Annotated in this window: 18 protein-coding genes and 1 pseudogene; 8 read left to right on the forward strand and 11 right to left on the reverse strand. The window is 74.1% G+C overall.

Going from position 1 to position 18,965, the window contains the following annotated elements; genetic code table 11:
• Nucleotides 1-78: 78 nt before the first annotated feature.
• The 6 genes from ABT070_RS07230 to ABT070_RS07255 form a co-directional block, all read right to left on the reverse strand.
• Nucleotides 79-1,245, reverse strand: coding sequence for a serine hydrolase domain-containing protein (locus ABT070_RS07230; protein ID WP_351755877.1), 1,167 nt, complete (start codon nt 1,243-1,245; stop codon nt 79-81).
• Between the two features lie 110 nt (nt 1,246-1,355).
• Nucleotides 1,356-1,760 (reverse strand): nuclear transport factor 2 family protein, encoded by a 405-nt coding sequence (locus ABT070_RS07235; protein WP_351755879.1) that lies wholly within the window; start codon nt 1,758-1,760, stop codon nt 1,356-1,358.
• A gap of 10 nt (nt 1,761-1,770) precedes the next feature.
• Entirely contained in the window at nt 1,771-2,739 is a 969-nt protein-coding gene (locus ABT070_RS07240; RefSeq protein ID WP_351755882.1) for an acetylxylan esterase, read from the reverse strand.
• An 87-nt stretch (nt 2,740-2,826) separates the two neighbouring features.
• Complete coding sequence (locus ABT070_RS07245) at nt 2,827-3,414, reverse strand: Rv1733c family protein (protein WP_351756024.1); 588 nt, start codon at nt 3,412-3,414, stop codon at nt 2,827-2,829.
• Nucleotides 3,415-3,570: 156 nt separating this feature from the next.
• Nucleotides 3,571-4,326: a ferredoxin reductase gene (locus ABT070_RS07250; RefSeq protein WP_351756026.1), complete on the reverse strand. Its 756-nt coding sequence runs from the start codon at nt 4,324-4,326 to the stop codon at nt 3,571-3,573.
• Nucleotides 4,327-4,333: 7 nt separating this feature from the next.
• The gene (locus tag ABT070_RS07255) at nt 4,334-4,939 is read right to left on the reverse strand and encodes a sulfite oxidase-like oxidoreductase (protein WP_351755884.1); all 606 of its coding nucleotides are present in this window, start codon (nt 4,937-4,939) and stop codon (nt 4,334-4,336) included.
• Nucleotides 4,940-5,146: 207 nt separating this feature from the next.
• Here ABT070_RS07255 and ABT070_RS07260 point away from each other — a divergent pair, with 207 nt between their 5' ends.
• The gene (locus ABT070_RS07260) at nt 5,147-6,079 is read left to right on the forward strand and encodes an NADP-dependent oxidoreductase (protein ID WP_351755886.1); all 933 of its coding nucleotides are present in this window, start codon (nt 5,147-5,149) and stop codon (nt 6,077-6,079) included.
• The gene (locus ABT070_RS07265) at nt 6,076-6,804 is read left to right on the forward strand and encodes a GNAT family N-acetyltransferase (protein WP_351755889.1); all 729 of its coding nucleotides are present in this window, start codon (nt 6,076-6,078) and stop codon (nt 6,802-6,804) included. The genes ABT070_RS07260 and ABT070_RS07265 overlap by 4 nt, the downstream gene beginning before the upstream one ends.
• Nucleotides 6,805-6,820: 16 nt before the next feature.
• On the opposite strand, the gene ABT070_RS07270 is transcribed toward ABT070_RS07265, so the two are convergent.
• Nucleotides 6,821-7,282, reverse strand: a complete 462-nt coding sequence (locus ABT070_RS07270) for a MarR family winged helix-turn-helix transcriptional regulator (RefSeq protein WP_351755892.1) — start codon at nt 7,280-7,282, stop codon at nt 6,821-6,823.
• 251 nt (nt 7,283-7,533) lie between these two features.
• Between ABT070_RS07270 and ABT070_RS07275 the strand changes: the two genes are divergently transcribed.
• Complete coding sequence (locus ABT070_RS07275) at nt 7,534-8,391, forward strand: putative protein N(5)-glutamine methyltransferase (protein WP_351755895.1); 858 nt, start codon at nt 7,534-7,536, stop codon at nt 8,389-8,391.
• Here ABT070_RS07275 and ABT070_RS07280 read toward each other — a convergent pair.
• Together ABT070_RS07280 and ABT070_RS07285 are read right to left on the reverse strand one after the other, a co-directional pair.
• On the reverse strand, nt 8,384-9,076 hold the full coding sequence (locus tag ABT070_RS07280) for a hypothetical protein (protein ID WP_351755897.1): 693 nt from the start codon (nt 9,074-9,076) through the stop codon (nt 8,384-8,386). The genes ABT070_RS07275 and ABT070_RS07280 overlap by 8 nt on opposite strands.
• Nucleotides 9,077-9,194: 118 nt before the next feature.
• Complete coding sequence (locus ABT070_RS07285; protein WP_351755900.1) at nt 9,195-11,261, reverse strand: SpoIIE family protein phosphatase; 2,067 nt, start codon at nt 11,259-11,261, stop codon at nt 9,195-9,197.
• A 240-nt stretch (nt 11,262-11,501) separates the two neighbouring features.
• Here ABT070_RS07285 and ABT070_RS07290 point away from each other — a divergent pair, with 240 nt between their 5' ends.
• The 4 genes from ABT070_RS07290 (at nt 11,502) to ABT070_RS07305 (ending at nt 15,718) form a co-directional block, all read left to right on the forward strand.
• The gene (locus ABT070_RS07290; protein ID WP_351755902.1) at nt 11,502-12,404 is read left to right on the forward strand and encodes a hypothetical protein; all 903 of its coding nucleotides are present in this window, start codon (nt 11,502-11,504) and stop codon (nt 12,402-12,404) included.
• 236 nt (nt 12,405-12,640) lie between these two features.
• Entirely contained in the window at nt 12,641-13,009 is a 369-nt protein-coding gene (locus ABT070_RS07295; protein WP_351755905.1) for a hypothetical protein, read from the forward strand.
• Nucleotides 13,010-13,125: 116 nt separating this feature from the next.
• Entirely contained in the window at nt 13,126-15,141 is a 2,016-nt protein-coding gene (locus ABT070_RS07300; RefSeq protein WP_351755908.1) for an FAD-dependent oxidoreductase, read from the forward strand.
• Nucleotides 15,142-15,172: 31 nt separating this feature from the next.
• On the forward strand, nt 15,173-15,718 hold the full coding sequence (locus ABT070_RS07305; RefSeq protein ID WP_351755911.1) for a PadR family transcriptional regulator: 546 nt from the start codon (nt 15,173-15,175) through the stop codon (nt 15,716-15,718).
• Here the strand turns inward: ABT070_RS07305 and ABT070_RS07310 are convergent.
• On the reverse strand, nt 15,715-16,266 hold the full coding sequence (locus tag ABT070_RS07310; RefSeq protein WP_351755914.1) for a hypothetical protein: 552 nt from the start codon (nt 16,264-16,266) through the stop codon (nt 15,715-15,717). The two genes, ABT070_RS07305 and ABT070_RS07310, sit on opposite strands and share 4 nt — an antisense overlap.
• A gap of 208 nt (nt 16,267-16,474) precedes the next feature.
• The gene (locus ABT070_RS07315) at nt 16,475-17,455 is read right to left on the reverse strand and encodes a fibronectin type III domain-containing protein (protein WP_351755917.1); all 981 of its coding nucleotides are present in this window, start codon (nt 17,453-17,455) and stop codon (nt 16,475-16,477) included.
• 452 nt (nt 17,456-17,907) lie between these two features.
• On the opposite strand from ABT070_RS07315, the pseudogene ABT070_RS07320 reads away from it, so the two are divergent.
• Nucleotides 17,908-18,606: pseudogene (locus ABT070_RS07320) on the forward strand (glycoside hydrolase family 75 protein); the annotation flags it as partial.
• Nucleotides 18,607-18,965: the final 359 nt, after the last annotated feature.

The following is an 18,965-nucleotide window of genomic DNA, read 5'->3' on the forward strand; positions in this document are numbered from 1 at the left end:
GCCGGCCGCCCGATCGGCCGAAACCGGACCGCCCCCGGCCGGCACCGCGCCCGTACCGCGCCCGCGCCGCGCCCGCGCTCAGAGCGCGCTGTACAGGGCGTCCACCAACGCCCTCTTCCGTGGGTCGTCGGCGATGTGCGGCCCCATCCGGTTCATCACGTACCCCAGCGACACCCCCGCCTCCGGGTCGGCCAGCCCGCACGAGCCGCCGAAGCCGTCGTGTCCGAAACCGCGCGGGTTCGGTCCGTACGATCCGTTCGGGCCGCTGAGCCACAGCCCGAGCCCGATCTCCGTCTCGTGCGCGAACCCGGCCCCCAGTACCAGGTCCCGGCAGGCGCCCTGCCCCTCGCGCACCCGCTCGGCCGCCTCGGGGGAGAGGACGCGACGGCCGCCGTACGCACCCCGGCCGGCGAAGATCCCGTAGAGCGCGGCCACCGCCCGCGCGGTGCCGTGGCCGTTCGCCGCCGGGATCTCCGCGGCCCGCCACCGCGGCGCGTTGGCCTCGCTCGCGCCCACCACCGGATTGGTCAGGGCGGCGACCGCCGCCGGTGCCAACTGGCTCAAGATCGCGGCCTGTTCGCTGGACGAGGCGACCGGCGGATGCACCAGCTCGGCCGCCCGCCCGGCCTCCTTCTCCGGCAGCCCGATCGTGAAGTCGACGCCCAGCGGCCCGGTCACCTCCCGCTCCAGAAAAGCTCCCGGCAGCAGCCCCGACACCCGCCGCACCACCTCTCCGACCAGGAAGCCGTAGGTGAGGGCGTGGTAGCCGGACCGGGTGCCCGGCTCCCACCAGGGCTCCATGGCCGCGAGGCGCGCGGTGGTGAACTCCCAGTCGTAGAGCTGCTCGAGCGAGTGCGGCCGGCGCAGCCCGGCCAGGCCCGCGCGGTGGGACAGCAGATGCCGGACCAGGACGCGCTCCTTGCCCGCCGCGCCGAACTCCGGCCAGTACCCGGCCACCGGGGCGTCGAGGTCGAGCAGCCCCCGGTCGGCGAGGATGTGCGCGCACAGCGCCGTCGGGCCCTTCGACGTGGACCACACGTTGACCGGCGTGTCCCGCTCCCACGCGCGCGTGCGCGCCGCGTCGGCCCAGCCGCCCCACAGATCGGCCACCGGCACGCCGTCGACCGTGACGCTCACCGCGGCGCCCAGCTCGCCCCGGTCCCGGAAGTTCTCCTCGAAGGCCGCGCGCACCGCCGCGAACCGGGGGTCGCAGTGGCCGTGGATCTGTGGCACGTGCTCGGACATGGGGCCTCCGTGGTCCGCCGGAACCCCGGACCGCTACGCCGCGGCCCGGGCGTCCCGAACATACCGACTGGTCGGACTGGAGGGAAGTCCGCCGGACAGGAGGTCCTGGTTCACAGGAGAAACGTCCGTCCCGTCGGCTCCCGATGCCCCTCGCTCGTGTGCCAGTAGTCCCGTGACTCGACCGCCAGCCCGGCGTCGTCGAACCGGACGAAGACACAGCCGGCCAGCGTGCCGGCCGCCCCGTCCTCCTCGGACAGCACCCGGAACTCGGCCACCGCGACCCCGTCGGCACCCACGACCGGGGGCGAGAACCGCACGTCGGTCACCCGCTCCGCCGCGAACGACCAGCGCAGATAGGCCTCCAGCTCGGCCCGCCCCCGGTGCGGTTCCCGGAACGGCATCGACCGGTGGACGCAGGTCTCGGCGTACAGCTCCAGCAGCGCCGCCACGTCGTGCGAGGCCCAGGCCCGCTCCCACACGCCGGTGAACCGCTCGGCGGCGGCACGCGTGTCCATGCGCCCGCCCTCAGACGTAGGACCGCAGCCAGCGCAGCTTGGCCGCCTCCTGGTAAGGGCCGCCGCCCTCGTGGTCGTTGAAGTCGTACACCTCGATCTTCTTGTCCTCGTGCGCCCACGCGTTGAACGCGGCGTACACGGTCGACGGCGGGCAGGTCTGGTCCTCCAGGGCCGCCGAGAACAGGGCGGGGGCCGAACCCCGGGACGCGAAGTGCACCCCGTCGAAGTACGCCAGGGTGCCCAGGACGTCCTGGGAACGGCCGCGGTGCGTCTTGAGGAACAGGCCGATCTCGCGGTACGGGTGACGGTCCGTCAGGACCGCCGCACGCGGGAAGTCGCACAGGAACGGCACGTCCGGGGCGACGCCCGCCAGATCCGGCACCAGACCGCCCACGGCGATCGTGATGCCGCCGCCCTGGCTCGCGCCGACCGCCACGGTCCGTGCCGCGTCGGTCAGCGGGTGGGAGCGGGCCGCCTCGACGGCGCGCACCGCGTCCGTGAACACCCGGCGGTAGTAGTAGTTCTCCGGGGCGTCGATGCCCCGCGTCATGAAACCGGGGTACGAGGGCGCGCCGCCCACCGGGTCCGCGGTGCCGCCGCCCCCGCCCCAGGCGCTGCCCTGACCGCGGGTGTCCATGATGAAGTGCGCGCGGCCCGTCGACGCCCACAGCAGGTGCTCGTGCGGCAGTCCGCGGCCACCGCCGTAGCCGACGAACTCCACGACCAGCGGCAGCGGTTCGTCGGCCCCGGCGGGCAACGTCAGCCAGCCCTTGACGGGGTGCCCGCCGAACCCGGCGAAGGTCACGTCGTACACCTGCACCGTGGTCAGGCCCGTGTCGACCGGCTCGAAGCGGGCGTCCAGGTCGTGCTCGCGGGCCTCCTGGAGGGTCTTGGACCAGAACGCGTCGAAGTCCTCGGGCTCGGTGGACTCGCTGCGGTAGGCGCGGAGCTCCTCGTCGGCCAGGTCGAACAGGGGCATGAAGGACCGCCTTTTGTTAAGTGCCCATACGAATGATCACACCGTACGTGGGCACCGGGAGGCCTCGCCAGACCCCGGCCAGGAGCTTCAGGCGGGCCTGCGGCGGGTCCACTGGGGTTCCGTGCGGGCCCACTCCCGCTCCCACTCGCCCAGCCGGTGCCGCATCGCCACCCGGCGGACCACGGCGTGCCCGAGCAGCACCACGGCGGCGGTGCCGCCGGCCGCGCACGCACCCATGGCGAAGGCGTGCTGCCACACCAGCGTGTCGTTCGGCGGCGGTGCGACGCTGCGGCCCCGGGTGTCGAACCACACGTCCACCACCTCACCCTCGCGGGTGCCCGCCGGGACCCGGGCGGTGGCCGTCCGCGTGTGTTCGCCCGGCGGGGTCCACCGCACGGTCACCCGGAACATCTGCTGTCTGACGCCCTCCACCGAGGGCATGGTCTCGGGCACATGGCCGACGACCTCGACCCGCTCGCGATGGCGTTCGGCCCGCAGCCGGTCCGCGACCGCCTGGGCGTCGGCATGGCCCCACCGGCCGGCGAGCGCCCCGGCCAGCGGCACGGCGACCAGCAGCAGCACGGCGACGAACAGCGCCGTCCACGCCTCCACCACATCCGACCGGCGCCGCAGCGGATTGTCCCGCCGCAGCCGGCCCCGCACCCGGCCTCGCATGTCGACCTCCTCGCCGTCACGCGTACGAGTGCCCACATGAGCGTCATACTCCGTTCGGAGTACATCGTTTCACGCATCGTTCACGTCGGCCCCTCGGCGGCCGGGGACGCCGGGGACGGGTGGGGAGGAAGGGGCCCCGCGGGACAGCCGGGCGGGTCAGCCGAAGCGCTCGATCCGGATGCGGTCGACCGGCTGCCCCGCCCGGACCAGCAGCCGCGAGGCGTGCTCGGCGAACGCGTTGGAGCCGCACACGTACGCCTCCCAGCCGCCCGCCGGCTCCTCGGCGAGCAGCGGAGCGAGGTGACGCGCCGCGAGCCGCCCCACGGACACCCCCGCCGGCGCGCTCCGCGTGAACACGGGCGTCGTCTCGGCGCCGTACTCACGCGCGTAGATCAGCTCCTCGGGGCCGCGCGCGGAGACCAGCAGCCGCAGCGGCACGCCGAGGCCGCGCACCCGGTGGTGGCGGACCATCGACATCAGCGGGACGACGCCGGAGCCGGCGCCGATCAGCAGCGCGGGCCGGTCGCCGGGCCAGGCGAAGAAGCCGCTGAGCGGACCCCGCACCTGGACCTCGTCACCCGGCCGGGCCCCGGTGTGGAACCAGCCCGAGACCTCGCCGCCGTCCACGTGGTCCAGGGTCAGCTCGACGTGCCCCTCGTCGTCCGGCGCGGAGGCGATCGAGTAGTGCCGCTGGGCGGTGTAGCCGTCGTCGGCGGTCAGCCGCAGCATCAGGTGCTGGCCGGGCAGATGTCCCGCCCAGGCCGGCACCGCGAACCGGAAGGTGGCCGCCCGCGGGGTCTCGCGGCGGATCTCGGTGAGCGTCGCGGTCTGCCACAGGGCGGCGGCCCGGTTGCTCACGGCGATCCGGCCGGGCACCGCGAACCGGGTCGGGGGAGTGAACGTCTCGGTCACCGGGGTGTCAGTCACCGGAGTACCTCTGCTCCTCCCACGGGTTGCCCCGCGCGTGATAGCCGTTCTGCTCCCAGAAGCCCGGCTCGTCGTGGTCGAGGAGCCGCAGGCCCGCGATCCACTTGGCGCTCTTCCAGAAGTACAGGTGCGGGACCAGCAGCCGCGCCGGGCCGCCGTGCTCGGCCGTGAGGGGCTTCCCGTCGTACTCCCAGGCGATCCACGCCCGTCCGCCGGTCAGGTCGGACAGGGGCAGGTTGGTGGTGTAACCGGTGTGCGAGTACGCGACGGCGTGGGTCGCGGACGCGTCGGGCCGGACGGCCGCGAGGAACGCGTCCAGGGACACGCCCCCGAACCGCACCCCGAACTTGGACCAGCTGGTCACGCAGTGGATGTCACCCTCGTACGCGGACCCGGGCAGCGCGTGCGCCCCGTCCCAGTCCCAGGTGCGGGGCTCCGCCACCAGGCCGTCGACGCGGAAGGTCCAGTCCGCGGGCGCGAGGTCGGGCGTGACCTCGGCGGACAGCACGGGCCAGTCGTCGCCCGCGTCGTACTGGCCGGGGGGCAGCCCCGGATGGTGGACGCGGGGGCGGCCGGTGAAGCCTCGGGTGACGTTCATGGGGTTCCAGCGGGAGGACGGCGGTTGTTCACGCCATCAACCGTACGTGCATGTCAGCAGTGCTCCGCACCCGGTCCGCCCGCCGATCATTAAGCCCGTATGAACAGTCCCGCGAGCGGGGAATAGCCGCCGCGCCCCGGCTCTTGCACGTGTCGTTCCGGATCCAGCGGTCCAGCGGTCCGGTGCCAGCGAAGGAGAGTGGGAGCAATGCCGAAGGCGTACGTCTTCACCCGGTACGGCGGCCCGGAGACCGAGGCCCTCGTCGACCTGGACCGTCCCCGGCCAGGGCCCGGCGAGGTCCTCGTCGCGGTGCGCGCCGCGGGGGTGAACCCGGTCGACTGGAAGCAGCGCACGGGCTACCGGCGCCCCGGCGAGAGCGGTGAGCGCGCGTTCCCCTCGGTTCTGGGCAACGAGGTGGCCGGCGTCGTCGAGGAGACCGGCGAGGGAGTCACCGGGTTCGCGCCGGGCGACGAGGTGTTCGGCACGGCGGTCGCGGGCGGCTACGCGGAGTACGCGCTGCTGGCCGCCGGCATCACCGCGCACAAGCCCGCCGGACTGTCGTTCACCGACGCGGCGACCCTCCCCGTGGCCGCCGCGACGGCCTACGACGGTGTGCACCAGCTCGACCTGCCGGCCGGGGCCACGCTGCTGCTCACCGGCGCGGGCGGCGGAGTCGGCGTCGCCGTCGCACAGATCGCCCGCGCGCGGGGGCTGCGGGTGGTGGGCGTCGCGAGCGAGGGCAAGAAGGACTTCCTCGAGTCGCTGGGCGCCGTGCACGTGCCGTCCGGCCCGGACTGGGCGGAAGGCGTCCGCCTGGCCGCCCCGGACGGCATCGACGGCGTCTACGACCTGGTCGGCGGCGAGGTGCTGCGCGAGGCGGCCGGCCTGGTGCGGGACCGCTCGCGGCTGATCACCGCCGGAGCCCCGGCCGAGGAGGTCGAGCGGCTGGGCGGCGCCCGGGTGGCGCGCGCCCGCGACACGGCCGTTCTGCGGGCGGTGGCGGACCTGGTCGTCCGCGGCGAGCTGAACCCGCATGTCACCCTCACGTTCCCGCTGGAGCGGGCGGGCGAGGCGCTGCGCGAGGTCGAGAGCGGCCACGCGCGGGGCAAGGTCGTCCTGGAGATCGGAGCGGACGCATGAGCGCCATCGAGCCCCCGCACGTCCTCGACAACCCCGCCCTCGCCTCCCTCACCGGTCCGCACGCGCACTTCGCCGAGCGCCGGGGCCGGGTGCTGCGCTACCCCGTCGACGTGTCGCCCTGGCTGGCGCTGCCGGACGAGCCGGACGCGGACGACTGGGCCGATCTCGCGGCGCTCGCCGGACCCGGCGCGGAGGTCCCGCTGCCGGGCTTCCGCGGAGAGCTCCCGCCCGGATGGGAACTCACCCTCCAGATCGAGGGCGTGCAGTTCGTCGACGACGGGCTGGCCGCCGCACCCGAACCCGAGGCGGTGCGGCTCGGCCCCGCCGACGTACCGGAGATCCTGGACCTGATCGCCCGCACCCAGCCGGGGCCGTTCGAGGCCCGGACCATCGAACTCGGCACCTATCTGGGCATACGACGGGACGGCGCCCTGATCGCCCTGGCCGGCGAGCGGCTGCACCCGCCGGGCTGGACCGAGATCAGCGCGGTCTGCACCGACCCCGCCTTCCGGGGCGAGGGCCTGGCGACCCGGCTGATCCTGGCCGTCGCCCACGGCATCCGCGAACGCGGCGAGACGCCCTTCCTGCACACCAGCGCCGGCAACACGAACGCCATCCGCCTCTACGAGTCCCTGGGCTTCCGGCTGCGCCGCCGAACGGCGTTCCTGGCGGCACGGGTGCCGGAGCGGCTGGGGGAGGGGCGGGAGTCGGTCCCGGTGGCGTAGCGGGCCGGCCGGAGGGTCACGGGGCCGCCGCGGGAGGCAGGTCGCTCCCGGCGGCGGGCCCGCGCCACGCGTTGTAGCGCACCAGGTACTCGGCGAACCGCTCCAGGTCCGCCTGCGGCCACTGCGCCAGCCGTTCCCGGAAGGCCGTGCGGCGGCTCTCGGTGACCTGGGCGAGGATGCGGCGGCCCGCGTCGGTGAGATCGAGGACCTGGACGCGGTGGTCCTCGGGGTCCTGGCGCCGTTCGATCAGGTCGGCGCGCTCCAGGGCGCCGACCTGGCGGCTGACCGTGGACTTGTCCAGGGCGTAGTGCGCGGCGAGGTCGGTGGCCCGGCAGCCGCCGCTCTCCTCCAGGTGGCCCAGGAGCGTGTAGGACACCAGCGACAGCTCGGGGTGCAGCCGGCCCGCCGAGGCACGGGCCCGCCGGGCGAAGCTCGTCATCTCCCGCTGGATCGTCTCCACGGCCTCGGCTGCTTCCACCGGTCCTCCCTCACTAGCCTGGTTGCATAATACAACTTGGATGGTGAGGGCGCCCGAGCCAGGAACGTCGTCCGACCCCTGGGGTAGGGTGGCCGTCCGGCCGGGGAGGTCCCCCGTCGCGCGAGGCGAAGAGGAGGTGGGACCCATTACCGCAGTGTCAGGTCGGGTGCTCTCCTCCCGTGGCGGCGTGGATCGCCGCCGGTAGGCGACCGTGAGAGCGCCCTTCGGCTTCCGAAAGGCTTCTCGGCTTCATGCCCCCTCTTACTCCCGCCTCCCCTGCCTCTCCCGCTTCTTCTTCCTCGCCCAACCCTCCCGCTTCTTCCGTGCCCTTCCCGTCTTCGTCCCGTGACGTGCTGGTCTCCGTGCTGCGTGGCGCCGGGTGCGTCTTCGCCGAGGACGAGGCGGAGTTGATCCTCGCCGCCGCCCGTACCCCGGACGAGGCCGACGCGATGGCGGCCCGCAGGGCGGCGGGCCTGCCTCTCGAACACGTCGTCGGCCGGGCCGAGTTCCACGGTCTGCGGATCGCCGTCGAGCCGGGCGTCTTCGTGCCCCGTCGCCGCACCGAGTTCCTCGTCGACCAGGCCCTCGCCGCGGTGCCGCACGCCCGCGTCGTCGTCGACCTGTGCTGTGGCTCGGGCGCGGTCGGCGCCGCCCTCGCCGCGTCCCTCGGGCAGGTCGAACTGCACGCCGCGGACATCGACGCGGCGGCGGTGAGGTGCGCCCGGCGCAACATCGCCGAGCACGGCGGACACGCCTACGTCGGCGACCTGTTCGCGGCGCTTCCCGGGCGACTGCGCGGCCAGATGGACATCCTGGCGGCGAACGTGCCCTACGTACCCAGCGGCGAGATCCCCCAGCTGCCGTCGGAGGCCCGGGACCACGAGCCGCTCACCGCCCTCGACGGCGGCGGTGACGGGCTGGACGTGCTGCGCAGGGTGGCCGCCGAGGCGCCGTCCTGGCTCGCCCCCGGCGGCTGTCTCCTCGTCGAGACCAGCGAGCGCCAGGCCCCGGCCGCCGTAGAGGCGTTCACCCGCAGCGGCCTGACGGCGCGTCTGGCGGCCGACGAGGAGCTGTACGCCCACGTGGTCGTCGGCACCAGGGTCAGGTAGCCGCTCCGCTGCCCGTGGGGCCGGGGGAGCGGTCGCCTCCGTGGTTCCACGGGCCGTGCCCCGGGGAGCCGCCGCGCCGGTCGCCGGGGCCGTGTTCCCCGAAGGCGCCGGACAGGACGCGGTCGGCGGTGTTGGTGTCACCGGAACGGGAGCCGACGACGAAGACGGTGTCGCCCTTCTTCAGCGCGTCGGCCCCGGAGGAGCCGGACGCGCCGTCCGCGGACACGGTCGCGCCCGAGCCGACCGTCCACGTCCACGAGACGCCGTCCTCGCTCTTGACGGTGACCCGGTCGTCGGCCGCCTTCGTCACGGTGCCCCGCTGCCAGACGCGGACGACCCAGTCGCCGGTGCCCGGGTCCTTGACGGTCGCCTCGCCGTGCGCCGCGTCCCCGCCGAGGCCGGACCACGGGCCGCCGTGGCCGTGCCGGCCACCGGGTCCCTCGGAGGAGGAGGCGGACGGCGACGCCGACGGCGGGCCGCCACCGGAGTCACCCGAGGCCGCCGCGTACGCCACGGTGCCGCCGAGCGCCAGGACGGCGACGGTGGTCGCCGCGATCACCGCCCGCCCGCGGGCGGACCGGCGCCGCCACAGCGCGCGCGGGTCCGCACGGACCCGTTCCCCGTCGACCGGTCCCGAGAGCAGTTCGACCTCTTCCGGCCCTTCGGGCCTGTCCGGCTCCTGCATCACGGCTCACTCTCCTCGGCCACGACGGCGGCACCACTGCCACGCCTCACTGTGATTGTCCGAGGTGCCGGGTAAGGAAGCGATAACAGGAGCCTGTGAATCGGACGGGCGCCGTCGCTCACTCCTCGGCCCGCGCACGCGCCACGAGCAGCGCCACGTCGTCGTGGTTGTCGGGGTGGTGCAACGCGCTCAGCAGCAGGTCGCACACCTCCTCCAGCGGCCGCGCGGGATCGTCCAGCAGCGCCAGCAGCGCCTCCAGACGTTCGTCGAGCGAGTGGGTGCGGGTCTCGACCAGGCCGTCCGTGTACAGCACGAGCTGCTCGCCGGGCGCGAAGTCGACGTCGGTCGTCGAGAACGGCACCCCGCCCACGCCCAGCGGCGCGCCGGTGGGCAGGTCGAGCAGCTCCGGCGGACGGCCCGGGCGGACGCGCACCGGCGGCAGATGCCCGGCGTTGGCGATCCGGCATCTCCCCAACCGGGGGTCGTGGACGGCGTACACGCAGGTGGCGATGGAGTGGTCCAGGCCCTGGGTGATCCGGTCCAGGTGTTCCAGGAGGACCGCCGGGTCGAGGTCGAGGGAGGCCAGTGTGGTCGTCGCGGTGCGCAGCCGGCCCATCGTGGCGGCGGCGTCGATCCCGCTGCCCATCACGTCACCCACGACGAGCGCCGTCTTGCCGTCCGGGAGCGGGATGACGTCGAACCAGTCGCCGCCGACCTCGGTGGTGGCGCCCGCGGGCTGGTAGCGGGAGGCGACCTCGAGGCCGCCGGTGACGGGCGGATGGCTCGGCAGCAGGCTGCGCTGGAGGGTGAGCGCGGTGGTGCGGGCGTTCTGGTACCAGCGGGCGTTGTCGATCTGGACGGCCGCCCGGGCCGCCAGCTCCCGCGCGAGCAGCAGGTCGTCGCGGCCGAACGGCAGCGGATTGCGGGTCCGCTTGAGGTCGAGGGCGCCCAGCACCTCGCCCCGGGCGATGAGCGGCACGGCCAGATAGGAGTGCACCCCGGCCCGCGCCAGCAGGGCGGCCGCCTCGGGGGAGTGCGCGATGCGCCCGAGGTCCTCGTCCTTGACCTGGGCCACCATGACCGGCCGACCGGAGCGTACGCACTCGGTGACGAGCCGGTCGGGCGCGTAGCGGGCCACCTGGCCGGGCTGGTCGGCCGCCCGCAGCGCGTCCGGCTCGTCGGCGGCGCGCACCGCCAGGGCGCGGATCACGGCGGATTCGGCGGGCCCGAGGCTGGTGCGACGGCCCGACATCACCGCGTCGAGCAGATCCACCGCGGCCACGTCCGCCAGTTCCGGCACGGCCACGTCGGCCAGTTCGAAGGCGGTGCGCTCCAGGTCCAGGGTGGTGCCGATCCGGGCGGAGGCGTCCGCGATCAGCGCCAGCCGGCGGCGTGCCGCCTCGGCCTCGACGGCCGCCCGGTGCCGGTCGGTGACGTCGACGACCGAGACGGCCACCCCCAGCACGGTGCCGCGGGCGTCCTCCAGGCGGTACAGGGAGAGGGACCAGGCGTGGTCCTCGTCCGGGTCGGCGGGGGTGCGGCCGACCGTGGACCGGTCGACGAGCGGCTCCCCGGTCCGCAGCACCTGGCGGGCGGCCGCCTCCAGGGCCTCCGCGTCCAGCCGGGGCAGCACCTCGTGGACGGTCCGGCCGAGGTGATCGGCGGCCGGAACGCCGTTCATCCGCTCCAGCGCGGGGTTGACCGAGACGTACCGCAGGTCGGTGTCCAGGACGGCGAGGCCGTTGGGGGACTGCGCGACCATCCGCGTCGACAGCGCCAGGTCCCGTTCCAGCCGCCGTACCGTCGTCCGGTCGGTGGCGAGACCCAGGGCGTAGACGTCGCCCCGGTCGTCCATGAGCCGCATGTTGCGGAACTCCACCAACCGGGTGGTGCCGTCCTTGCGCAGTATCGGGAACGCTCCCGCCCAGCTCTCCCCCGTGGCCATGACGTCGGCGAACAGCTGCACGACGAGGTCGACGTGCCGTTCGTGGACCATCACATGGGCCGCGTACCGGCCCAGCGCCTCGTTGGCCGAGTACCCGAACAGTTCCTCGGCCTGGGGGCTCCACAGGGCGATGCGCCCCTGGGTGTCGAGCACCACAGAGGCCACGTTGAGCACGTCCAGCAGGCCGCTGGGCCCGGTCGGGCCACCGCCCTCAGCCGCGGACGATCCGGCTTCGTTCATGCCACGCACCGCCTCCGCGTATCGATGCGGCACGCCGTCCCCCGTGCCGACTCCCCTGTTCTACCGTGCTCAACCCTTTTCTCCCACGCCTTGGGCGCCCTTCTTCATGCTCCTCCAGTACGGCGTCGCGCGCCGTTCTCCTCAAGGTCCGCACCTGTCCATGGGATTGGTCTGTACATGACCATCATGCCGGGCCAGACTGTCCGCCGAGCGCGCCCACCCCCCTCGACGAGGAGTCCCATGCCCCTGCGTCCTGCCCGCCGCCGTCGCACCACGGCCGGCACCGCCCGCACCGCCCGCGCCGGCTTCCTGGCGCTGGCCGTGGCAACGGTCACCGTCCTCAGCGCGGCCCCGCCCGCCGCGGCCGCCGACACCTGGACCGAGGTCGGATCCGACCGTGCCGACCCGCTGACCGAGAGCCAGGGCCTGACGTCGGTCGAGGTCCCGGCGGGCAGCGGCAACCGCTACACCGGCATCGGCACCATCCCCTTCTCGGTCTCCACCCGGGGCTGGAACCACGTCGGCGACCCCGACGCCTCCTACGACGGCTACTACGTCGAGCCGTACCAGAGCGACTCGAACAACGCGAAGATGTACCGCGTACAGGCGCCCGGCGGCGCCTGGTCGGAGTACGTCCACGCGCTCGGCTCGGGTGAGGCCCTGAACAACTCCTGGGCGGCGATCACCCCGAACAGCCAGTGGATGCTGTCCGGCGAGTGGGGCACCATGACCCGGTTCCTCGTCTTCCCGACCCCCGGCGCCAACTCCGCCACCTCGCCCTCCGCGAACCTGCCGCAGGTGTCGACCGTCCGCCTCGACCACGCCGTGCGCGATGTCCAGGGCTGCGACTTCACCGGCCCGACCACCCTTCTGTGCGCCTCGGACGACCCGGCGGGCACCCTCTTCGGCATCACCAAGCCCCTCCTCCAGATCGACCTGTCCGCCGAACCGAACGGGACCTCCGACGTCACCGGGCATGTCACCGCGCTGCGCCAGCTCCCGCTGCGCAGCTCCTGCTCGGGCACGTTCGAAGCGGAGGGCATCGACTACGACCGCCGTTCCGGCACCCTGCGGGTGATCGTCGTGTCGCCCGGGTTCTGTGTGCTGACCGACAGCAAGACCTACCGCTTCACCCGGAGCTGACCGAACCGACCGGATCTGACCGGAGCCGGCCGGAGCCGACAGGGCAGGCCGGAGCCGACAGGGCAGGGCAGCGCGGGGCAGGGCGGAGCGGCGCAGGGCCCGGCCGGGGCCGAGCGGGCCTCCGCTGTCCCTCCTGTCGCTGGTCCCACTCGGAAAGTGGTGCTTTTCTGGGGATGTGGCGCGGTTCGCGGGGAACCCGCACCTCCGCGCCACATCCCACGAGAGGAGCGATCACGATGGATCGCGAACGACCGCACGAGGAGTCCGTCTCCGTCGAGATCAGCGGATGCAGCAAGGAGGACGCCCGGATCGTCTTCGACATGCTGGGCGAGTGCTTCGAGTCCGACCGCGGCAGCGACGAGCTGCCGCAGCAGTTGCACGAGACCCGTCCGATGGTGTGGCTCGGCACCTTCGAGGTGACCGAGGCACGCGACTGTGCCCGGCCGGCCCGGCTCTCGTCCTCGGTGGAGGCCGATGCCCAGGGCAGCTACTGGGCGATCGAGCGGCTGCGCACGACGCTGGACTCGGTCTTCGCGGTGCGTGACCTCTCCTCGGCCTCCGGGGACCAGGAGCGGGAGCTGCACGTCCTGCTGGAGAGCCGGTGAGGCGGCGTCGCCGGTGACCTGCGGCACATGAGCCCGATCCCATTGTGCAACTAGTTGCACAACCCGTGCGCGGTCCTCTAGAACTGGAGGGAAGACACCGCGCACGGAGGGCTGTCATGAGCCGTTACCCGCACCTGCTGAGCCCGCTCGACCTGGGCTTCACCACGCTGCCCAACCGCGTCCTGATGGGCTCGATGCACGTCGGCCTCGAAGAGGCCGAGCGCGGCTTCGAGCGCATGGCCGCGTTCTACGCCGCCCGGGCCCGCGGGGGAGTGGGCCTCATCGTCACCGGCGGCATCGCCCCCAACGACGAGGGCCGGCCCTACGAGGGCGGCGCCAAGCTCACCACGGACGCGGAGGCCGAGCAGCACCGGGCGATCACCGACGCCGTGCACCGCGAGGGCGGCCGCATCGCGATGCAGATCCTGCACTTCGGCCGGTACGCCTACCACCAGGACCTGGTCGCCCCCAGCCCCCTCCAGGCGCCGATCAGCCCCTTCCCGCCCCGCGAGCTCACCGACGCCGACATCGAGCGGACCATCGACGACTACGCCCGCGCCGCCCGCCTCGCCCGGCAGGCCGGCTACGACGGCGTCGAGATCATGGGCTCCGAGGGCTACCTCGTCAACGAGTTCATCGCGGCCCCGACCAACCACCGCACCGACCGCTGGGGCGGCTCGTACGAGAACCGCACGCGCTTCCCCCTCGAGATCGTGCGGCGGGTGCGCGAGGCCGTCGGCGAGGACTTCATCGTCATCTACCGGCTGTCCATGCTGGACCTGGTGCCCGGCGGCTCGACCCTCGACGAGGTCGTCACCCTCGCGAAGGCCGTCGAGTCGGCCGGCGCCACCATCATCAACACCGGCATCGGCTGGCACGAGGCGCGCATCCCCACCATCGCCACCTCCGTGCCGCGCGGCGCCTACAGCTGGGTGACGAAGAAGCTCATGGGCGCGGTCTCCGTGCCGCTCGTCACCACCAACCGCATCAACACCCCCGAACTCGCCGAGGAACTGCTCGCCGACGGCTGCGCGGACATGGTGTCGATGGCCCGTCCGATGCTCGCCGACCCCGAGTTCGTGGCCAAGGCCGCGGCCGGCCGCCCCGAGGCCATCAACACCTGCATCGGCTGCAACCAGGCCTGCCTCGACCACACCTTCAGCGGAAAGATCACCTCCTGCCTGGTCAATCCGCGCGCCTGCCACGAGACCGAGCTGGTCCTCGCCCCGACCCGGCTGCGCAAGCGGGTCGCGGTGGTGGGCGCCGGCCCCGCCGGTCTGGCCTGCGCCGTGAGCGCCGCCGAACGCGGCCACGACGTCACCCTCTTCGACGCCGCGAGCGAGATCGGCGGCCAGCTCAACGTGGCCCGCAAGGTCCCCGGCAAGCAGGAGTTCGACGAGACGCTGCGCTACTTCCGCCACCAGCTCGACGCGCACGGCGTGGACGTACGGCTCGACACACACGTGGCCGCCGGGGACCTGACCGGGTACGACGAGGTCGTCGTCGCCACCGGCGTCAGCCCCCGCACCCCGGACATCCCCGGCGTCGACCACCCGAGCGTCGTCGGCTATCTCGACGTCCTGCGCGACGGCGCGCCCGTCGGCGACCGTGTCGCGATCCTCGGCGCGGGCGGCATCGGCTTCGACGTCGCCGAGTTCCTCACCGACGGCGGCGACAAGGCGAGCGAGGACCCGGCGGCCTACTTCCGCCAGTGGGGCGTCGACATGGACTACGCGGGCCCCGGCGGGCTCGCCGCCCCCGAGCGCCCCGCCCCGCCCCGCACGGTCCACCTCCTCCAGCGCAAGACCGGCAAGGTCGGCGCGGGCCTGGGCAAGACCACCGGCTGGATCCACCGCACCGAGCTCAAGCACCGGGGCGTCACGATGGTTCCCGGGGTGCGCTACGACCGGATCGACGACGCCGGGCTGCACCTCACCGTCGGCGAGCGGAGCACGCTCCTGGAGGTCGACACCATCGTCCTGTGCACGGGTCAGGACCCGCGCCGGGACCTGTACGAGGCGCTGCTCGCCGACGGCGCGAAGGTGCACCTCATCGGGGGTGCCGACGTCGCCGCCGAACTGGACGCCAAGCGCGCCGTCCAGCAGGGCACGGAACTGGCGGCGGCGCTGTAGGACCGTACCGGCGCCTCCCTAGGATGACCGCATGTCACTCCCGCACGCGATCCTCACCGCCCTGCTCGAGAGGCCCTCGTCGGGGCTGGATCTGACCCGCCGGTTCGACAGGTCGATCGGCTACTTCTGGTCGGCCACGCACCAGCAGATCTATCGCGAGCTGGGAAAACTGGAGTCCGAGGGGCACATCCGGGCGCTGCCGGCACAGGCGCCGGCCCGCGGGCAGAAGAAGGCCTACGAGGTGCTGCCCGCGGGACGCGCCGAACTCGCCCGGTGGACGGCGGCCGCCCAGGACCCGAAGCCGCACCGCGACGCCATGCTGCTGCGGCTGCGCGCCGCGGCGGTCGTCGGCACCGCGGGCATCGAGGCCGATCTGCGCCGCCATCTCGACCTGCACCGGCGGCAGTTGGCCGAGTACGAGGAGATCGAGAAGCGCGACTTCCCGCCCGGTGACGACAGCGCGCAGGCCAGGCTTCAGCACCTGGTCCTGCGCGCCGGCATCGAGCTGGAGACCTTCTGGACGCAGTGGCTCACCGAGGCCATCGAGGAACTGCCCTCGGCGGGGGACAGCCTCTAGAGCCGGTACGGCTTCGAGCGGCGGCGCAGGAACCAGGCCGCCGCGATGACGCCCGTCCCCACCAGCGCCCCGCCCACCCCCATGGCGACGGGGCCGTAGTCGCGGGCCGCGCCGCCGAGGCCGCCCATGACGCCCCGCGAGGGCGAGGCGGTGACCGTGGGCGTCGTCGAGACCCTCGGGGTGACCGGCGTGGAGACGATCACCGACTGGGTGCCCGCGGTGCTGCCGTTGGAGCACATGACGACCACGGTGTACGTGCCCGGCGAGACGCCGGACCAGGCCGCCGACTGGCCGGCGGCCGTCCCGGACAGGGCGACCTGGCGACCCTGGGCGAAACTCGCCTGGGCGCTGCCGAGCAGTGCCGCCGTGCCCCAGCTGCCGTTGATCTGGGTGCAGGCGCTGGTCACGACCGACACGGTGGAGCCGGTCGTGCTCACGGAGATGCCCGAGGCCCGGGCCACGGCCTGCTGGCCGGTGAGGGCCAGCGGCAGCGCGGCGGCGGCTGCCACGGTCAGTCCTGAACGGACGAGGAAACGGGAAGTGCGCATGGGATGTCCTCCGCGGCGGCACGGTTGGCGGTACATCCCTTGCGCCGCCGAAGGTCGGGTACGCCCGTGCTGCCTCAGGGGCAGCCAACGCGCCCCCGCTGCGCCCCGCATGCGGACGGCCACCGGCCAGGTGACGGATTCCTTCGGACGGCCCATGCGGACCGCCCTCCCCGCCCTGCGGCCCTGCCGCCTGCACCGGCGCCGTCTCTCACCGTCGCGCGCCCGTCGTGACCGTGCGTTCCACCGAGAACGCGCCCCAGGTGCCGTCCGGCAGCCGGGCCCGCAGCCGCACCCGGTGTCCGGTCCCCTCCTCCCGCCCCACGTAGAAGCTGTACGTCGCCCTCCCCGGGGGCGGGGTCCCGCCCCACACCAGCGAGGTGGCCGGCCGCCCGTCGAGCTGGATCTGGTACTCCGTGACCACACCGTCCACCCGGGGCGGCGTCCACGACAGGTCGAGGTAGTACGACCCGTCGGCGAGGTGGGCGCCCGCCCGGAAGTCGGACGGCGCGGTGTCCGCCCCCTCGTCGTCACCCGGGGCGGTGGTCAGGCGCACGGGGGCGCCGGCGGGCGAGACGTTGTCGGCCGCGTCCCGGGCCCGGACGGTGAACGAGTAGCGCGCGCCGGGGCGCAGTCCCGTGACGACCGTCGCCGTCTGGCCCCCGCCGACGCTGTGGATCCGCACGCCGCCCTGGTAGACGTCGTAGGAGACCACCTTCCGGTCGTCCGTCGACGCCGTCCAGGACAGCTGGACGGCCCGGCTCCCGGCGGCCCGGCCGGTCACCGCGCCCGGCGGGGTCGGGGGCGAGCGGTCCGCCGCGGCGGCCGCCGGTGTCGTGGCCCGCGCCTCCCGGCTGCGCGGGCCGAGCCGCCCGTCGCCGTCGCGGGCCCGGACGGTGAAGACGTACGTGGTCGACGGCGAGAGGCGGACGACGTCCAGCATGTGCGTGGAGCCGGGCACCTCCTGGACCTTCTCGGTACCGCGGTACACCTCGTAGACGCCGACCGCGGGGTCCGCGGTCACCGCGTTCCACATGACGTGCACGCTCGTCGCGCTCCCGGCCTGCGCGGTGACCCCGGTCGGAGCGCCCGGCGCCCGTCCGTCGTCGCCGCCCCCGCCCCCGCCCGCGCACCCGCAGCAGAGGGCCGTCACCAGGGCGCACAGCACCACCCACAGCACAACGCGTCGCACGGCTTCGCCTCCCGGCCCGGCACGGCGGCAATGGTCCGGACCAATATGGCGTGGTGATGCGCGCACATCAAGAGGGCGGTGCGGAGGAGCCGCCGTCGGCGACCGCTTCCGGGGGTTACGTATGCTGACGTTCCTCACGGCTGAACTCACCCTGATCGCTCAGGAGTTCAGGCCGGTGGCGCGGACCGCTGTCGTCGCTGATCCCGCGCCGGGAGAGCGGCCCGGGGCCCGGAGCCGAAACGGCGTCCGGGCCCCCGGCCCTCTGTCCCGCCTGCCGTGCTCCCCGGGAACGCCTGCCGTGCTCCCCGGGAACGCCTGCCGTGCTCCCCGGGAACGCCTGCCGTGCTCCGTACTTGCGTGCTCCGTACGGCCCCCTCGGGGTGGCCCCCGGACGTGACCGACACCAGATTGTTCCGAGTGTCCGCCCATGCCCCCACGAGAGGGTCCGTATCGTGCGCGTCCAGTCGCTGACGCTGGCCGCGGCCGGCCTTGCCCTGCTGGCCCCGACCACTTCACCCGCCGCCCCGCATCCGTCCTCGGGTGCCCTCGGGGCCTCCGCGGCCCGGCAGGAAGGCTCGGTGCGCGCCGCCGACCTGCTGGCCCGGGTCCGTGACTGCACCCCCGTCTCGCGCGGTCGGTACCGCGCGGACGACGGCGCGCCGGCCACGATCCCGGTCTGCGGCACCGACGAGGCGGTGTTCTGGACGGCCGACATGGACATCGACTGCGACGGCCGCGCGGGCCCCGAGTGCAACAGCCGCACCGACCCGCTGTTCTCCGACGCGACCGCCTACCAGCAGTCCGACGGCCGCTATCTGAGCGCCGAGACGCTGCCCTACATCGTGGTGCCGGGGGTGAGCGGCATCTGGGACCACCGTGACCACGGGGTGCGCGGGGGGTCGGTCGCGGCCGTCGTCTACCAGGACCGGGTGCAGTACGCGGTCGTCGGCGACACGGGACCGAGCGAGATCATCGGCGAGGCGTCGTACGCCACCGCCAAGGCGCTCGGCATCCGCCCGGACCCGCGCGGCGGCGGCACCCCCTCCGGCGTCACGTACATCGTCTTCAAGGACTCCCGGGCGACCCCCATCGAGAGTCACGCCTCGGCGGTGGAGGTGGGGGAGCGGCTCGCGCGGCTCTTCGTGCGCGGCACGAAGGAGCAGTCCCGCCCGCCGGAGACCCCGCAGCCCCCGCAGATCCCGCAGGCGCCGCAGCCCCCGCAGGCGCCGCAGACTCCGGTCGAGCCGGAGGAGCCGGAGGACGAATGGGCGCCGGGCGGGCTCGCGGAGCCGTCGCAGGGCGAGGGCGGCGCGGAACGACGTACGGGGGCCGGCGGTCAGGGCCGCGCAGCCGCCAAGGGCGACCGCAGGACCACCCCCGCGGGGCCGAAGGGTCATGCGGACCAAGGGGCCCAGGAGGGCCGGGGGGAGCGAGGGGACCAGGAGGCGTCGGAGGACGGAGAGGCTCAGGAGGCGTCGTCGGACGAGGCGGATGACGCGGAGGCCCAGGG

Source organism: Streptomyces sp. NPDC002884 (assembly GCF_040295245.1).
In the GTDB taxonomy this organism is placed as follows: domain Bacteria; phylum Actinomycetota; class Actinomycetes; order Streptomycetales; family Streptomycetaceae; genus Streptomyces.

Excerpts from the sequence above, each read along its gene's own strand:
- ABT070_RS07310 (WP_351755914.1), bottom strand. The coding sequence starts at position 16,266 with ATGCGCACTTCCCGTTTCCTCGTCCGTTCAGGACTGACCGTGGCAGCC.
- ABT070_RS07280 (WP_351755897.1), bottom strand. The coding sequence starts at position 9,076 with ATGCAGGAGCCGGACAGGCCCGAAGGGCCGGAAGAGGTCGAACTGCTC.
- ABT070_RS07240 (WP_351755882.1), bottom strand. The coding sequence starts at position 2,739 with ATGCCCCTGTTCGACCTGGCCGACGAGGAGCTCCGCGCCTACCGCAGC.
- ABT070_RS07245 (WP_351756024.1), bottom strand. The coding sequence starts at position 3,414 with ATGCGAGGCCGGGTGCGGGGCCGGCTGCGGCGGGACAATCCGCTGCGG.
- ABT070_RS07235 (WP_351755879.1), bottom strand. The coding sequence starts at position 1,760 with ATGGACACGCGTGCCGCCGCCGAGCGGTTCACCGGCGTGTGGGAGCGG.
- ABT070_RS07260 (WP_351755886.1), top strand. The coding sequence starts at position 5,147 with ATGCCGAAGGCGTACGTCTTCACCCGGTACGGCGGCCCGGAGACCGAG.
- ABT070_RS07305 (WP_351755911.1), top strand. The coding sequence starts at position 15,173 with ATGTCACTCCCGCACGCGATCCTCACCGCCCTGCTCGAGAGGCCCTCG.
- ABT070_RS07300 (WP_351755908.1), top strand. The coding sequence starts at position 13,126 with ATGAGCCGTTACCCGCACCTGCTGAGCCCGCTCGACCTGGGCTTCACC.
- ABT070_RS07230 (WP_351755877.1), bottom strand. The coding sequence starts at position 1,245 with ATGTCCGAGCACGTGCCACAGATCCACGGCCACTGCGACCCCCGGTTC.
- ABT070_RS07265 (WP_351755889.1), top strand. The coding sequence starts at position 6,076 with ATGAGCGCCATCGAGCCCCCGCACGTCCTCGACAACCCCGCCCTCGCC.
- ABT070_RS07290 (WP_351755902.1), top strand. The coding sequence starts at position 11,502 with ATGCCCCTGCGTCCTGCCCGCCGCCGTCGCACCACGGCCGGCACCGCC.
- ABT070_RS07285 (WP_351755900.1), bottom strand. The coding sequence starts at position 11,261 with ATGAACGAAGCCGGATCGTCCGCGGCTGAGGGCGGTGGCCCGACCGGG.
- ABT070_RS07295 (WP_351755905.1), top strand. The coding sequence starts at position 12,641 with ATGGATCGCGAACGACCGCACGAGGAGTCCGTCTCCGTCGAGATCAGC.
- ABT070_RS07255 (WP_351755884.1), bottom strand. The coding sequence starts at position 4,939 with ATGAACGTCACCCGAGGCTTCACCGGCCGCCCCCGCGTCCACCATCCG.
- ABT070_RS07275 (WP_351755895.1), top strand. The coding sequence starts at position 7,534 with ATGCCCCCTCTTACTCCCGCCTCCCCTGCCTCTCCCGCTTCTTCTTCC.